Here is a 13,953-nt window from a genome sequence, read left to right as displayed (position 1 = left end):
GCGATCGACGGCGTCATCCCCGCTCCGCGGCGGCGGTCGCCAGCACCCGCAGGTGCTTGCGGGCGATGCGCTCGACCAGTGCGGGGTGCGCGTGTCCGGTGACCTCGATGGCGCCGTGGTGGGCGGCCTGAACGCACCGGGTCACCGTCGCGGGAGGATGAACCTCCGCGAACTCGTCCCTGAGCAGGGCCTCGAGCTGTTCGTAGTGCTCGCCGGCCGGATGCTGGATCATCGCTCTCCCTGGTGGCGCGCCGCTCGCGAGAGCGCGAGGTGACGTCGTCATCACAGTGAGTACCCTACCGGGCGCGCTGTGTAACCACGTGTGAGATGTGGACGGACCGCGCCGAAAGGAAAGGGAAATCAAACCGCGGGGGATCAGAGCGGGGGGAATCCAGGGCGCGGGGAATTCAGACGACGCCGTACAGGCGGTCGCCGGCGTCGCCGAGCCCGGGCACGATGTAGCCGTTCTCGTTCAGCCGCTCGTCGAGGGCGGCCGTGACCACCCGGATCGGCCGGTCGCCGCCGCGGAACGCCTCGTCCAGGTACGCGACGCCCTCGGGGGCGGCCAGCAGGCAGATCGCGGTGACGTCCCGGGCCCCGCGGTCGAACAGGAAGTGGATCGCCGCGGCGAGGGTGCCGCCCGTCGCGAGCATCGGGTCGAGCACGTAGCACTGCCGGCCGGACAGGTCCTCCGGCAGCCGGGTGGCGTACGTCTGAGCCTGCAGCGTGGACTCGTCGCGGATCATCCCGAGGAAACCCACCTCGGCGGTCGGCAGGAGCCGGGTCATCCCGTCGAGCATCCCCAGCCCGGCGCGCAGGATCGGGACCACGAGCGGCGCGGGCCGCGCCAGCCGTACGCCGCTGGCGGGGGTGAGCGGCGTGTCGACCGTGACGTCGGTGACCCGCACGTCCCTGGTGGCCTCGTAGGCGAGCAGGGTGACCAGCTCGTCGGCCAGGCGGCGGAACGTCGGCGAGTCGGTCCGCACGTCGCGGAGAGTGGTGAGCTTGTGGGCGACGAGCGGGTGGTCGACGACGAGGGTCTCCATGGGGACAAAAGTTACCCTCTCCTGGGCGAACCCTCGACGCCGGCTGAGTCTTTGATCACGATTTGGAGTGAGCGCCGTACGGTGGGACTCCGATTCTGCGACGATTGCCTGCGTGAAGAGCGCGCGGTGGGGAAGACGATGACAGACGTGGACACTCTTGACTTCGCCATCGTCGTCTATCGCGAGGAGGACCGCTGGGAGGCGGAGATGCTCCCGGTGGCGCTGACCTCCGACCTGGACGGCCTCATTCACGCCCTCCGCCAGACCCCCAGCATGGGCACCACGATTGGCATGGTCGCCGTAGGGGATGACTTCTTCGTGGCGTTACGGGTCTTCGGCGAGCAGGTGGACGTCTTCCTCTCGGACCTCACGGCCGCCTGGGAGTGGCCGCTGGCGCAGCAGGTCCTCGAGTACCTCGACGTGCCTGTGCCCGAGGAGGAGGAGCTCGACAGCGTGCTGCCCGCCGGGGACCTGTCCATCTTCGCCGACCTCGGGCTCGACGAGATGGAGCTGGGCGCGCTGTCCGGCGACCTCGACCTGCTGCCCGACGAGGTCCTGTCCAGCATCGCCGCACGGCTGGGCTTCTCCCAGCCGTTCGAACGCGCCGTCGACGCCGCCATCGGCTGACCTGGGGAGACGGCAATGCCCTCCAGATCCAACCTCTTCTCCGCCGGCTTCGCCCGCATCGACGGCCGCTGGACCGGCGCCGAGGTCGACCTCGGCGAGGCCGAGATCGCCGACGACCTGAGCGACGCCCTGCAGGAGGCGCTCGGGCTGAGCGGCGACGAGCTCGCCCTGCTCTGCGTCGAGGTCGAGGACGAGTGGTTCGCGATCGTTCGTTATGAGGACGACCTCGACCCTCGCGTGTTCATCTCCGACGCGCACGCCGTGCAGAACGACTCACTCGGGGAGATCTTCGCCGAGCTCGCCGGCGCCGTGGTGGACAAGGACGCGCCCGACCTCGGCATCCGCCCGGTGGGCGACCTCGAGCTGCTCGGCGACTTCTCGCTGAGCGCGGAGGAGCTCGTGGAGCTCAGCATGGAGGAGGGTGTGCTGCCCGCCGACATCCTCTCCCTCATCGCCGAACGGCTCGGCTTCGCCGACGAGCTCGACCGCCTGCGGTGACCGGCTCGCCGCAGGCGGAGGCGTACGAGGCCGCCATGCGGCTGGCGCTGGCGGAGGCCGTACGTGCGGGCGGGCGCGGCGAGGTGCCGGTCGGCGCCGTTGTGCTCGGCCCGTCGCGGCCCGGCTCGGTGGTACCGGCAGAGGTGCTGGCCGCGGCGGGCAACGACCGCGAGGCGAGCGCCGACCCCACGGCTCACGCCGAGGTGCTCGCCCTGCGCGCGGCGGCGGCCGCGATCGGCGACTGGCGCCTGACGGGCTGCACCCTCGTCGTGACGCTCGAACCCTGCACGATGTGCGCCGGCGCCGCGGTCCTCGCCCGGGTGGACCGCGTGGTGTACGGCGCGGTGGACGAGAAGGCCGGGGCCGCGGGATCGCTGTGGGATGTCCTGCGGGACCGCAGGCTCAACCACCGGCCCGAGGTGGTCATGGGCGTGCTGGCCGGCGAGTGCGCGGCCGTGCTGACCGAGTTCTTCTCCGGCCGCCGCGCCTGACCGGGCGGGCGGACGGAAACGGATGCGCGCGCAGTGGTGTTCGTCCGGTAAGCTGCTGCGCGGTGGAGTCGCCTAGTGGCCGAGGGCGCACGCCTCGAAAGCGTGTGTAGGGCAACCTACCGTGGGTTCAAATCCCACCTCCACCGCTCGATGGAAGAGCCGCCGATCCCGATCACAGGGGCCGGCGGCTCTTCCGCGTTCAGGGGCCGATCGATGTTCAGGGGCCGATCAAGGCTCAGGGCCGGTCAAAGTTCAGGGGCCGGTCAGAGGGCGTTCGTCGCCCGGGTCCCGGCCAGCCGCCGTACGCCCGCGGCCACCCAGATCCCGGCCAGCCCGGCATAGGCGGCGAGCAGCGCGGCGGTGGCGGAGGACAGGAGCGCCGCCAGGGCGGCGGCCAGTCCCAGGAGGATCGCGTAGCCGTACAGGACGGCGCGGGCGCGGGGCGCGCCCGTGTGCGCCGCCTCCTGAACGGGGGTGACCAGCGCCATGACCGCCGCGCCCGCCACTCCCACCGCCTCCTGGGCGGTCGCCACGCCCGTCACGAGCAGTGCCGCTCCGGCGGCGGGCAGGCAGCAGCACACGAGGGCCACCCGCGCCTGCGCGCCGTCGAAGAGCAACCGGGTCGCCCTGGCGCGGGCCAGGCGCAGGGTGGTGACCGCTTCGGCGACCCAGGCCGCCCAGTGCAGGAGCGCGATGAGGACGAACAGGGCGATGACCGGAGGCACGGCGGGCAGCAGGAACAGCATCCGCCATCCGCCGGAGAACGTGCCGCGCAGCCGCGCGAGCAGGCGGTAGACCGGGTTGCGCCGCTTGAGCGCCGCCACCAGGAGGTCCCTCGCCTGGTCGAAGCCCGGAGACAGGCGGAGCACCTCGCGGAACGCGCGGGCGGCCTCGCCGGGCGAGCCGAAGGCGAGCTGCGCGCGCCCGTACGCGAGGTGGGCCATGGCGCTCTCGGGGTCAAGTCCCAGGGCCCGCCCGGCGGCCTCCTTCGCCCTGGCGGCGTCGCCGTGCCCGGTCAGGGCCAGCGCGAGCAGGGCGGCCAGATCGGCGTTCTCGGGCTCGACGGCGAGCCCGCGGCGCGCCGCGCCGGCCGCCTGCGGCCACTGCGCGACGTAGACGTGCGCCCGGGCCAGCAGTTCCCACGTCGGCGCGTGCTCGGGGTTGAGCGCCAGACACGTCCGCGCGGCGGCGACGGCCTCGTGCGGATTACCCGCCCGGTGGTACGCGTGCCCGCTCACGTAGTGCGGGAACCAGTGGTCCGGGGCGAGCCGTACGGCCTCGGCGGCCTCGCCGATCGCCTCTGCCGCTCTGCCCTGCCGGGTCAACGCCACGGAGAGGAAAGCGTGCCCGTCGACGTTCTCCGGCTCCTGGGCGAGCAGGCCGCGCAGTTCCCGCTCGGCCTCCGCCGGGCGGCTCAGCCCCAGGAGCGTCCGCGCCCGATCGAGCGAGGCCGCGGTGGTCACCACCTGGCGTTGCCGCGCTTGCCGTCGATCCAGGGCATCAGCTCGTCCCAGGCGCCGGAGTCGTTGGCGTGCAGGACGTAGTTGCGCGCCGTCCCGAGCCACTCCTTCACGGCCGTCGGCCTCGTCGCCCGGGCCACCGCGAGCAGGTCGTGCGTCGTCAGCGGGAGGGGACGGCCAGCGCTGATCGACTGATGGAGCTTGCTCTCCACCGCCCGGTCGACCACACCCTTGAGGTCCGCGCCCACGAACCCGTCCGTCACCTTCGCCACCGCGTCGAAGTCCATCTCGGCCAGCGGTTTGTCGCGGCACAGGATGCGCAGGATGGCGGCGCGGGCCGCGGGGTCGGGCGGAGGCACGAACACCAGCTGGTCGAACCGCCCGGGACGCCGGAACGCCACGTCGATGTACCAGGGCGCGTTGGTGGCCGCCAGCACCAGGACGCCCTCGTTGGCGTTCTCGTCCACGCCGTCGAGCTCGGCGAGGAACTGGTTGACCAGCTGGCGATGGTGCGCCTGCCGCATGTCCGACCGGCGCGCGGCGAGCGCGTCGACCTCGTCGAAGAAGAGCACGCACGGCCGGTTGCGGCGGGCCATCTCGAACGTGGCCCGCAGGTTGCGCTCGCTGGAGCCGATGTACATGTCCAGGATGTCGGCCAGCCCGACGTTGACGAACGCCGCGCCGAGCTCGCCCGCCGCCGCCCTGGCCAGGTGGGTCTTGCCCGCGCCCGGCGGGCCGTACAGCAGCACGCCGCCGCCCGCCCGCTTGCCGAACGCGGCGAACAGTTCGGGTTGCTGGACGGGGAGCAGGAGCTTCATCCGCAGCGCGTCCTTGACCGCCTCCATTCCGGCGACGTCGGCGAAGCTGACGCGGGAGCGCTCGACCTCCGCGTCGGCGCCCCCGGCCGAGTACGGCGCGCCGGACGGGGCGGCCTGTGGCGGAGGGGACGGGACGGGTTGCGGCGCGAGCCGGGCGGCCAGATCGGGGTCGGACAGCGAGGGGTCGCGGGAGACCGCGTCGTGGTACCGGCGCGCCGCGCCGGCCACGTCGCCCTCGCCCAGCAGCGCCCTGGCGGCGATCACCCCGAGGCGTGGCGCGTGGTCGGGCTCCGCCAGGAGCGGTTCCAGCACCGACAGCGCCGGGCCGTGGGCGCTCTGCCGTACGAACGCCTCCGCGAGGCCGGCGACGACGTCCGGATCCTGGGGCGACAGCACGAGGGCGGCGCGGAACTCGGCCTCCGCCTCGGCGAGGTAGCCCTTGGCCAGAAGCTGCTCGGCGAGATGGCGCCGCAGGGGAAGGTTGTCCGGGGACAGCCGAGCCGCCTCGCGGAGGGCGTGGAGTCCGGCGTCGTCGAGCACCGCCCGGCTCCCTTCTGTCGGGATCAGGTCACGTCAAATGACCGTAAGGTTACCGAAGCGGTCAGACAGTCCGATCTTGCGCCGTCAGCCCTGCAGCTCCAGCACGCGGGCGTGCAGCACCGAACGCTGGTGCAGCGCGGCGCGCAGGGCCCGGTGCAGGCCGTCCTCCAGGTACAGCTCGCCCTGCCACTGCACCACGTGCGGGAAAAGGTCGCCGTAGAAGGTCGAGTCCTTGGCGAGCAATGAGTGCAGGTCCAGCACAGCCTTCGTGGTGATCAGCGTGTCGAGCCGGACCTGCCTGGGCGGGATCTGCGCCCACTCCCGGGACGACAGCCCGTGCTCGGGATAGGGCCGTCCGTCGCCGACCAACTTAAAGATCACGGTACGTAGTTTAGAAGACGACGCAAAGACTCGCGTCCGAGGCTCCTCCGGGGTTTCTCAGATGCTTCCCGAGAAGGTGTCGCAGCGCGCCGGGTCACCCGACGAGTAGCCGTTCGTGAACCACTTGGTCCGCTGGGCCGAGGTGCCGTGCGTGAACGCGTCCGGGTTGACCCTGCCCTGGGCCTGCTCCTGGATGTGGTCGTCGCCTACCGCCGCGGCGGCGCTGAGCGCCTCTTTGATGTCGGCGTCGGAGAACGGCTCGGCGTAGAAGCCGGTGTCCACCGCGTTCTTGGCCCACACGCCCGCGTAGCAGTCGGCCTGCAGCTCGAGCCGCACCGAGCCGCTCTCCGCGCCCTGGTCCTGGCCGACCCGGTTCATCGTGCCGAGCAGGTCCTGCGCGTGGTGGCCGTACTCGTGGGCGATCACGTACGCCTGCGCGAAGGGGCCGCCCTTGGCCCCGAACCGCGACTGCAGCTCGTCGAAGAACGACAGGTCCAGGTAGACGTGCTGGTCACGAGGGCAGTAGAAGGGGCCGACGGAGGAGTCCGCGGCGCCGCAGCCGGTCTGCACCCCGCCGGAGAACAGGGTGGTCTTCGCGCCGGTGTACCCCTGGATCTGCTCGCTCCAGTATTTCTGGATGCTGTTGACGACGCCCACGACCCGGCACTTCTCCGACTGGTCGGCGTCGGCGCCGGTCTTGCACTGCGCACTCAGATCACTGGTCGGCTGCAGGCCGGCGGGCTCGCCGCCGCCCGTGATGTCGCCGGGGTTGATGCCGAAGATCAGTGCCACGATGAGGGCGATGATGCCGGCGGCTCCGCCGCCGATGGCCAGGCCTCCGCCGCGGAAGCCGCCTCCACCGCCGACGTCCTCGACCTGTGAGGTGTCGAGCTGCGCTCGGTCATCGAAATCCATCTGCGACGCTCCCGGTAGGGTTCCCGTCTCTGTTTCCCGCTTCGCTCGTCGGGGCGCTCGCACCCGCCTGGTCGTGCCGGAGGCGCGCAATTCAACGCCTCCCTCGTCACGCTTGGTCGCTTCGCTCCCGCGCGTTCCTCAGTCCAGACCGGCGGCGCGCCCCTCCGGCTCGCTCGGTGTTTCCCGCTTCGCTCGCCGAGGGCTACTGCCCCGGATAAGGGTGATCATGCCAGGCGATCACGCCATGCCGGATCCGTCTTGCCCCGATCATCATAATTTGCCGGGTTAGGATCACCGCGTGGCTCGGAGCGCCTTACCCCGGCTGGTGCCGCCGATCCCGGGCGGGCGGGGGTGGCTCGGCCCGTTGGTTGTGGCCGCTTTCGGGGGGTTCCTCCGGTTCGACCGACTCGGCACCCCGCACGCGTTCGTCTTCGACGAGACCTACTACGCCAAGGACGCCTACTCGCTGATCAGGTTCGGCGTCGAGCGGCACTTCGCCGACGACGCCGACCGGGCGATCCTGCGCGGCGGCACGGACGTCTTCAAGACGTGCGGGACGTTCGAGGAGTGCGCCGCCTACGTCGCCCACCCCCCGCTCGGCAAGTGGCTGATCGGCGCGGGAGAGTGGCTGTTCGGCCTGACGCCCTTCGGGTGGCGCTGCGCGGCCGCGCTCGCGGGCACGCTCAGCGTGCTGGTCCTGGCGCGGACCGCCCGCCGGATGACCCGCTCGACCCTCCTCGGCTGCCTCGCCGGCCTGCTGCTGGCGCTGGACGGCCTGCACCTCGTGCTGTCGCGCTCGGCGCTGCTCGACGTCTTCCTCACGTTCTGGGTGCTGGCGGGCTTCGCCTGCCTGGTCGCCGACCGGGACGCGGCCCGCACCCGCCTGACGGAGTGGTACCGCACCTCCGCCCTGACCGGGCCGGCCCCCCGGCTCGGCCCGCGGCCCTGGCGGCTGGCGGCAGGTCTGTGCCTGGGCGCGGCGGCGGCGACCAAGTGGACCGGTCTGCTGTTCGTCGTGGCATTCGCGATCATGGCCCTCGTCTGGGACTGCGGGGCCAGGCGCGCCGTCGGCCTGCGCCGGCCGTACCGGCAGGCGGTCCGCCACGACTGGCCGCCGGGCCTCGCCTGGCTCGGGGCCGTGCCGCTCGCCGTGTACGTCGCGTCGTTCGCCGGATGGTTCGCCTCGGCCGGTGGGTGGGGCCGGAACTGGGACCGCGCCACCTCGAACGGCTGGGCCTACTTCGTCTTCGACTCGATGCGCTCGCTGGTGGACTACCAGAGCCAGGTGTTCGGCTTCCACCAGGGGCTGAGCGCGCACCACGACTATCAGTCGGACCCCTGGGGATGGCCGCTGCTGCTGCGGCCGACCCTGTTCTTCTACCAGTCGCCCCGCGGCACGTGCGGCGCGGCGTCCTGCTCGCAGGCGATCCTCGGGACCGGCACCCCGGTGATCTGGTATGCCGCGCTGCTCGCGCTGCTCGCGATGGTGGTCCGGTACGCGGCGACCCGCGACTGGCGGGCGGGGGCCGTCCTGCTCGCCTACGCCGCGGGCTGGCTGCCGTGGTTCTACTTCGCGCTGGCCGACAACCGCACGATGTACCTGTTCTACCTGCTCCCGGCGGTGCCGTTCATGATCCTCGCGATCGTGCTGGCGTGTGGGCTCGTCCTCGGGCCGCCGGGCGCCCCGAACGCCCGGCGCTCCACGGGCGCGGCGCTGGTGGGCGCGTTCACGCTGCTCGCGCTGGTGAACTTCTGGTGGCTGTCGCCCGTGCTCACCGCCGTGCCCGTGCCGTACGACGTCTGGCTGAGCCGCATGCTGCTGCGCGGCTGGATTTAGCGGCTCCACACGTCGGTGACCGCCGCCGGGTCCCTGAGCGCGGATCAGCCGGCGTAGACGATGAAATCGGGATAGACGTGGATGCCGGGGCGCCCGCCGATCTCCGTCACCGCGTCGCGGATCTCGCGCAGGTGCTCGACCGTCATCTGCAGCGGCGGCTCGTCGGGCTGATACGTCGTGCGGATCGGGTAGTCCACGCCCGGCACGTTCGTCATCTCGATGTGGCAGCCGAGCACGTGGCTGACCGGCCGGTCCGCGGCGAACTTCACCAGGCGGTCGATGGTCCGCTCGAACGCCGGCCAGTCCTCGACGTACAGCCGGCCGCGGTAAACCGTGTCACCCGTCAGCAGCAGGCCGGTGGACCGGTCGTAGAAGGTCACCGCCGACCTGTGGTGCCCGGGGCTCGCCAGCACGTCCAGGACGCGGCCGCCGAGATCGAGGGGGACGGGCACGTCCAGGTCGTCGCCGAGGCCGAAGAACTCGCGCACGCGCTCCGGCGCGGGGTGCACGATCACCGTGTCCGGGCGGCCGGAGAACTGGCCGTCCCCGGCGATGTGGTCGCCGTGACCGTGGGTGTGGGCGACGAGCAGCCCGTATCCCTCACGGGGGTGCTCGTCCAGCCAGCCCCGCACGATGGCGTCCACGGTCCGGCGCAGCGGGAAGAACCGGGGAGAGGCGGTCGCGCCGGTGTCCAGCAGGAGGGCCCGGGCGTTCCCGAACAGCAGGAACATGAATGGCGCCTCGTAGTTGATCGCCTTGTTCTGGCGCAGGACGAAGGTGTGCTCGTCGTACCGGTGCACCTGGATGTCCGGATCGGTGTTGTGTTTGGCCGACTCGGAGCCGTGGATCCAGCGAGGGAAGTCGATCTGTTCCATTCGACCCACGATCCTGTTCACGTAGACACGAGGCAAGGACGGCTAGAGGCGGGTCGCGACCCGGACCAGCCCGGCGAGGGCCCGGGAGCGGCTGTGCGGCGGCCATGCGATCACCGTCGTCACCGCCGGAGCGTCCAGCACCGGCACCGCGGCGAGGTCGGGGCGCAGATAGGCCCGGCACGACTCCGGGAGCACCGCCGAAGCCCGGCCGAGCGCGATCAGCTGGAGAAGCTGCGCATGGTCCCGTACCTGCGGACCGGGACCGTCCGGGTACGTGCCGTCGAGGTTGGGCCAGCGTGGCAGGGGCAGTCCGGGCAGCGCGGTGACGTCGGCCATCCGCAGATGTGCCCGGGCGGTGAGCGGATGCCCGGCCGGCAGGACCACGACCTGCCCCTCCGTGCACAGCTCCTCGGCGTCGAACCCGGCCGTCGAGTCGAACGGCCGGTGCAGCAGCGCCACGTCGGCCCGCCCGTCGCGCAGCAGCCGCTCCTGCTCGCCGATGCCGCACAGGAGCACGTCGACGGCGACCGCGCCGGGTTCCGCGGCGTACGCGTCGAGCAGCTTCGGCAGCAGCTCGCCGGCCGCTCCGGCCTTCGTGACGAGGACCAGGCCGGGGCGGCCGGTCGCGGCGAGCGCGGCGCGGCGGGCACGTCGCTCGGCGGCCTCGACCGCGTCGAGAGCCGCCCGGCCCTCGGTCAGCAGCACCGACCCGGCCTCGGTCAGTGTGACGGAGCGGCTGGTGCGCTCCAGCAGCGTCACCCCGAGCCGCCGTTCGAGCTGACTGATCGCCCGCGACAGCGGCGGCTGCGCCATCCCGAGCCGCTGCGCGGCCCGTCCGAAGTGCAGCTCCTCGGCGACGGCGACGAAGTAGCGCAGCTCTCGCGTCTCCATACCGTCACGCTATCTCCCGGCCGCCAGGATCGATACCCGGGAGGTATCGCGGCCCACCCGATCGGTGTTGGAGGTTCCGCCGTGGTCGCGGACAGGATGAGACGCATGAGCGAAAACACCGTCGCGCTGGTCACCGGCGCGAACAAGGGGATCGGGTACGAGATCGCGGCCGGCCTCGGCGCTCTCGGCTGGAGTGTCGGCGTCGGCGCCCGGGACGAGGAGCGCCGGGAGGCCGCGGTGGAGAAGCTGCGCGCGGCGGGCGTCGACGCGTTCGGCGTGCCGCTCGACGTGACCGACGACGCGAGCGTGGCCGCGGCCGCCGCGCTGGTCGACAAGCGCGCGGGGCGCCTGGACGTGCTCGTCAACAACGCCGGGATAACCGGCGGCCCGGCACAGATGCCCACGACGGCCGACCTCGCGGCGGTGCGGGAGGCCGTGGAGACCAACGTGATCGGCGTCATCCGCGTCACCAACGCGATGCTGCCGTTGCTGCGCCGCTCGCCGTCGCCGCGGATCGTGAACATGTCCAGCACCGTCGGCTCACTCACCCGGCAGACCACCGCCGGCGCCGAGACGGGCCCGATCGCCGTCGCCTACGCGCCGTCGAAGACGTTCCTCAACGCCGTCACGGTCCAGTACGCCAAGGAGCTGCGCGACACGAACATCCTGATCAACGCCGCCTGCCCCGGTTTCTGCGCGACCGACCTCAACGGCTTCCGCGGCGTCCGTACCCCCGAGCAGGGCGCGGCGATCGCGATCCGGCTCGCGACCCTGCCCGACGACGGCCCGACGGGCGGGTTCTTCGAGGACGACGGCCCGGTGCCCTGGTGATTCGGTGCCCTGGTGACCGGCTCAGGTCGAGGTCCGGACACACGAAAGGCCCGGCTGGATGGACCGGGCCTTTCGCGTTCTTGCTGCTCAACCAAGCGCGGAGGATAGGAGATTCGAACTCCTGAGGGGTTGCCCCCAACACGCTTTCCAAGCGTGCGCCCTAGGCCAACTAGGCGAATCCTCCGTCGGACAGCTTAGCTCACTTCCCGTGTGGTTTCGACGTGTTGCGACACGGCCCGCGCACACCCGCCGAGTGGCTAGACTGTCCTAGGACCCCTCGCGCGGCGTCATCCTGTGAACCTCCCCAGGGCCGGAAGGCAGCAAGGATAAGCGGGCTCTGGCGGGTGTGCGAGGGGTCTCTTCAGTTAGCGGGTACGCCGGCCGGGTCGACCCCCCGAGGAGGCGGCATGAGTCTTGCGCTGTACCGCAAGTACAGGCCCGGGACATTCGCCGAGGTCAAGGGGCAGGAGCACGTCACCGACCCGCTGCGCCAGGCGTTGCGCAGCGGCCGGATCCACCACGCCTATCTCTTCAGCGGCCCGCGCGGTTGCGGCAAGACCTCCAGCGCCCGCATCCTCGCCCGCTCCCTGAACTGCGAGAAGGGTCCGACGCCCGACCCCTGCGGCGAGTGCGAGTCCTGCGTGGCGCTGGCCCCCACCGGGCCGGGCCACCTCGACGTGATCGAGATCGACGCGGCGTCCCACGGTGGCGTGGACGACGCCCGCGACCTGCGCGAGCGGGCCTTCTTCGCCCCCGTCTCGGCGCGCTACAAGATCTACATCATCGACGAGGCCCACATGGTCACCCGTGAGGGCTTCAACGCGCTGCTGAAGCTGGTGGAGGAGCCGCCGCCGCACCTCAAGTTCGTCTTCGCCACCACCGAGCCCGAGAAGGTCATCGGGACGATCAAGTCCCGCACCCACCACTACCCCTTCCGGCTCATGCCGCCCGCCACATTGAAGCGGCTGATGGAGGAGATCCTCGAATCCGAGTCCGTGCCGTACGAGCCGGCCGCGTTACCGCTGGTCGTACGGGCGGGAGCGGGATCGGCCCGGGACACGCTGTCGATCCTCGACCAGCTGCTCGCGGGCGCCGACGACTCCGGCATCACCTACCAGCGGGCGGTGTCCCTGCTCGGCTACACCGACGGCGACCTGCTGGACGAGGTGGTCGACGCGTTCGCCAAGCGGGACGGCGCGGCCGTTTTCCACGCCGTGCACAGGGTGATCGAGGGCGGTCACGACCCCCGCCGCTTCGCCACGGACCTGCTCGAGCGCTTCCGCGACCTGGTGATCCTGTCCAACGTCCCCGAGGCGGCCGGCAGCGGCCTGCTCGACCGGCCGGCCGACGAACTGGAGCGCCTCCAGGCGCAGGCGGCGTCCATGGGCCCCGCCGAGCTGACCCGGGCGGCCGAGGTCTTCAACGCCGGGCTGACCGAGATGCGCGGCGCGACCTCACCCCGCCTGCTGCTGGAACTGATGTGCGCCCGCGTGCTGCTGCCCGGGGCCGACCAGGGCGAGGCGGCGCTGCTGACGCGGCTCGAACGGCTGGAGCGCGGCGTCGCGGCCGGCATCCACACCGCCGCGCCCGCACCGGCGGCATCTCCGGCGCCGGCCGTGGCCGCTCCTCCGGCCCCGGCTTCTGCTCCGGCTCCGGCCCCTGTTCCGACCCCGGCCCCCGCCCCGGCTCCCGCACCGCAGGTTCAGGCGGCCGCCCGGAGCGCCGACGACTGGCCCACCCCCGTACGGCCCGGCTCCGGGTCGGCTGCGGCACCGCCTTCGCAGGCGCCGCAGGCCCAGGCGCCCGCGGCGGGCGGAGGGCCGGTGCAGCAGGCCTGGCCGCAGGTGCTCGAAGCGATCAAGAACCGCCAGCGGGTGGCCTGGATGATCCTCAACGCCCAGGGCAGGTTGCTCGGCGTCGAGGGCAACGTCGTGACCGTCGGCTTCGAGAAGCCGGGCGACGTGCAGGGCTTCCTCAAGGGCAAGCGCGACGAGGTGGTGGCCGCCGCACTCGGCGACGTGCTCGGCGGCACCTGGCGCGTCGATGTGGTGGTCGGCGGCTCGGGTCCCGGCCCGGCCGGTCCCGCCACCCGCGGGCCGGCCGGGCCTCCCGCCCCCCAGACGCCGCCTCCACCGGCTCCGCCCTCCGCGCCGGCCGCGCAGCCCGCGAAGTCCCCGCAGGCCACGCAGCCCACGCCCGCTCCGACGGCCATGCCGCCCACAGGCGCCACGCCCGCCCCCGCTCCGGAGCGGAAGGCCGCCGCGCCCGCGGCGACCGACGAGTCGTGGCCGGACGCGCCGTCCGACGACTACGACGCGCCGTCCCCGTCCTCCCCGTCCCCGCCCTCGCGGTCGGCGCCAGGCCCCGGGCTGGCCGCGGCGCGCTCGGCGGCCAGGGCCGCCGCCCAGACGGGACCCCGGCAGGCCTGGCCGGAGACGGTGCCGGGCCGTACGGGCGGGGCCGCCCGCCCGGACGACGACGTGGACCCGCTCAACGACGACGACGCGGACGTCAGCGAGCTGTCCGGCATGGCCCTGATCCAGCGTGAGCTGGGCGGCCGCGTCATCGAGGAGATCGATCACTCCTGAGCGCCTTCCCCGCCGGAGGGACGGCCGCCGCATGGACGGACACTGGTTGGGTAACCGGTGTCCGTCCGCCCGCGACAGGCCGGAGACCCGCGCGGAACACGCACGCCGCGCCGGTGCGGAAACCGGGGCGACACCGTAGGCTCGGTCGCGACGAA

Annotated in this window: 14 protein-coding genes, 2 tRNA genes and 1 other RNA gene; 8 read left to right on the top strand and 9 right to left on the bottom strand. The window is 72.5% G+C overall.

Going from position 1 to position 13,953, the window contains the following annotated elements; all coding sequences use genetic code 11:
- Positions 1-13 precede the first annotated feature (13 nt).
- Both HHX41_RS04440 and upp read right to left on the bottom strand, forming a co-directional pair.
- Positions 14-232 carry a hypothetical protein gene (locus HHX41_RS04440; protein ID WP_169983640.1) on the bottom strand — a complete coding sequence of 73 codons (219 nt, stop codon included), beginning with the start codon at positions 230-232 and terminating at the stop codon, positions 14-16.
- Positions 233-407: 175 nt separating this feature from the next.
- Entirely contained in the window at positions 408-1,046 is a 639-nt protein-coding gene (gene upp, locus HHX41_RS04435) for a uracil phosphoribosyltransferase (RefSeq protein WP_169983641.1), read from the bottom strand.
- A gap of 138 nt (positions 1,047-1,184) precedes the next feature.
- Between upp and HHX41_RS04430 the strand changes: the two genes are divergently transcribed.
- From HHX41_RS04430 to HHX41_RS04415, 4 genes are all read left to right on the top strand, one after another.
- Complete coding sequence (locus HHX41_RS04430; RefSeq protein WP_169983642.1) at positions 1,185-1,673, top strand: tRNA adenosine deaminase-associated protein; 489 nt, start codon at positions 1,185-1,187, stop codon at positions 1,671-1,673.
- A gap of 15 nt (positions 1,674-1,688) precedes the next feature.
- Positions 1,689-2,171, top strand: a complete 483-nt coding sequence (locus tag HHX41_RS04425; protein WP_169983643.1) for a tRNA adenosine deaminase-associated protein — start codon at positions 1,689-1,691, stop codon at positions 2,169-2,171.
- Positions 2,168-2,662 (top strand): tRNA adenosine(34) deaminase TadA, encoded by a 495-nt coding sequence (gene tadA / locus HHX41_RS04420; RefSeq protein ID WP_310741771.1) that lies wholly within the window; start codon positions 2,168-2,170, stop codon positions 2,660-2,662. Before HHX41_RS04425 ends, tadA begins: the two co-directional genes overlap by 4 nt.
- 61 nt (positions 2,663-2,723) lie before the next feature.
- A tRNA-Ser gene (locus tag HHX41_RS04415) sits at positions 2,724-2,808 on the top strand.
- A 117-nt stretch (positions 2,809-2,925) separates the two neighbouring features.
- On the opposite strand, the gene HHX41_RS04410 is transcribed toward HHX41_RS04415, so the two are convergent.
- From HHX41_RS04410 to HHX41_RS04395, 4 genes are all read right to left on the bottom strand, one after another.
- A complete protein-coding gene (locus HHX41_RS04410) occupies positions 2,926-4,125 on the bottom strand; it encodes a tetratricopeptide repeat protein (protein ID WP_182904915.1) in 1,200 nt (399 codons plus the stop codon).
- Positions 4,122-5,480, bottom strand: a complete 1,359-nt coding sequence (locus tag HHX41_RS04405; protein WP_182904914.1) for an AAA family ATPase — start codon at positions 5,478-5,480, stop codon at positions 4,122-4,124. The genes HHX41_RS04410 and HHX41_RS04405 overlap by 4 nt, the downstream gene beginning before the upstream one ends.
- Positions 5,481-5,564: 84 nt before the next feature.
- Positions 5,565-5,861, bottom strand: a complete 297-nt coding sequence (locus HHX41_RS04400) for a type II toxin-antitoxin system VapB family antitoxin (RefSeq protein ID WP_169983646.1) — start codon at positions 5,859-5,861, stop codon at positions 5,565-5,567.
- A gap of 57 nt (positions 5,862-5,918) precedes the next feature.
- Positions 5,919-6,776: a neutral zinc metallopeptidase gene (locus HHX41_RS04395; RefSeq protein WP_182904913.1), complete on the bottom strand. Its 858-nt coding sequence runs from the start codon at positions 6,774-6,776 to the stop codon at positions 5,919-5,921.
- A 298-nt stretch (positions 6,777-7,074) separates the two neighbouring features.
- On the opposite strand from HHX41_RS04395, the gene HHX41_RS04390 reads away from it, so the two are divergent.
- Entirely contained in the window at positions 7,075-8,613 is a 1,539-nt protein-coding gene (locus tag HHX41_RS04390) for a phospholipid carrier-dependent glycosyltransferase (RefSeq protein ID WP_182904912.1), read from the top strand.
- 44 nt (positions 8,614-8,657) lie between these two features.
- Here the strand turns inward: HHX41_RS04390 and HHX41_RS04385 are convergent, their stop codons facing one another.
- Positions 8,658-9,488, bottom strand: coding sequence for an MBL fold metallo-hydrolase (locus HHX41_RS04385; protein WP_182904911.1), 831 nt, complete (start codon positions 9,486-9,488; stop codon positions 8,658-8,660).
- A 42-nt stretch (positions 9,489-9,530) separates the two neighbouring features.
- The gene (locus tag HHX41_RS04380) at positions 9,531-10,379 is read right to left on the bottom strand and encodes a LysR family transcriptional regulator (RefSeq protein WP_169983650.1); all 849 of its coding nucleotides are present in this window, start codon (positions 10,377-10,379) and stop codon (positions 9,531-9,533) included.
- A gap of 105 nt (positions 10,380-10,484) precedes the next feature.
- Between HHX41_RS04380 and HHX41_RS04375 the strand changes: the two genes are divergently transcribed.
- Positions 10,485-11,210, top strand: a complete 726-nt coding sequence (locus HHX41_RS04375; protein WP_182904910.1) for an SDR family oxidoreductase — start codon at positions 10,485-10,487, stop codon at positions 11,208-11,210.
- 98 nt (positions 11,211-11,308) lie between these two features.
- Here the strand turns inward: HHX41_RS04375 and HHX41_RS04370 are convergent.
- Positions 11,309-11,394, bottom strand: a tRNA-Ser gene (locus HHX41_RS04370).
- An 84-nt stretch (positions 11,395-11,478) separates the two neighbouring features.
- Between HHX41_RS04370 and ffs the strand changes: the two genes are divergently transcribed.
- Both ffs and HHX41_RS04360 read left to right on the top strand, forming a co-directional pair.
- An RNA gene (ffs, locus tag HHX41_RS04365) (signal recognition particle sRNA small type) lies at positions 11,479-11,574 on the top strand.
- Positions 11,575-11,617: 43 nt separating this feature from the next.
- Complete coding sequence (locus HHX41_RS04360; RefSeq protein WP_182904909.1) at positions 11,618-13,798, top strand: DNA polymerase III subunit gamma and tau; 2,181 nt, start codon at positions 11,618-11,620, stop codon at positions 13,796-13,798.
- Positions 13,799-13,953 lie beyond the last annotated feature (155 nt).

The organism is Microbispora sp. H13382, assembly GCF_014161445.1.
Classification (GTDB): domain Bacteria; phylum Actinomycetota; class Actinomycetes; order Streptosporangiales; family Streptosporangiaceae; genus Microbispora.
The sequence above is the reverse complement of the archived record's forward strand: the minus strand, read 5'-3'. Positions and strand labels throughout refer to the sequence as shown.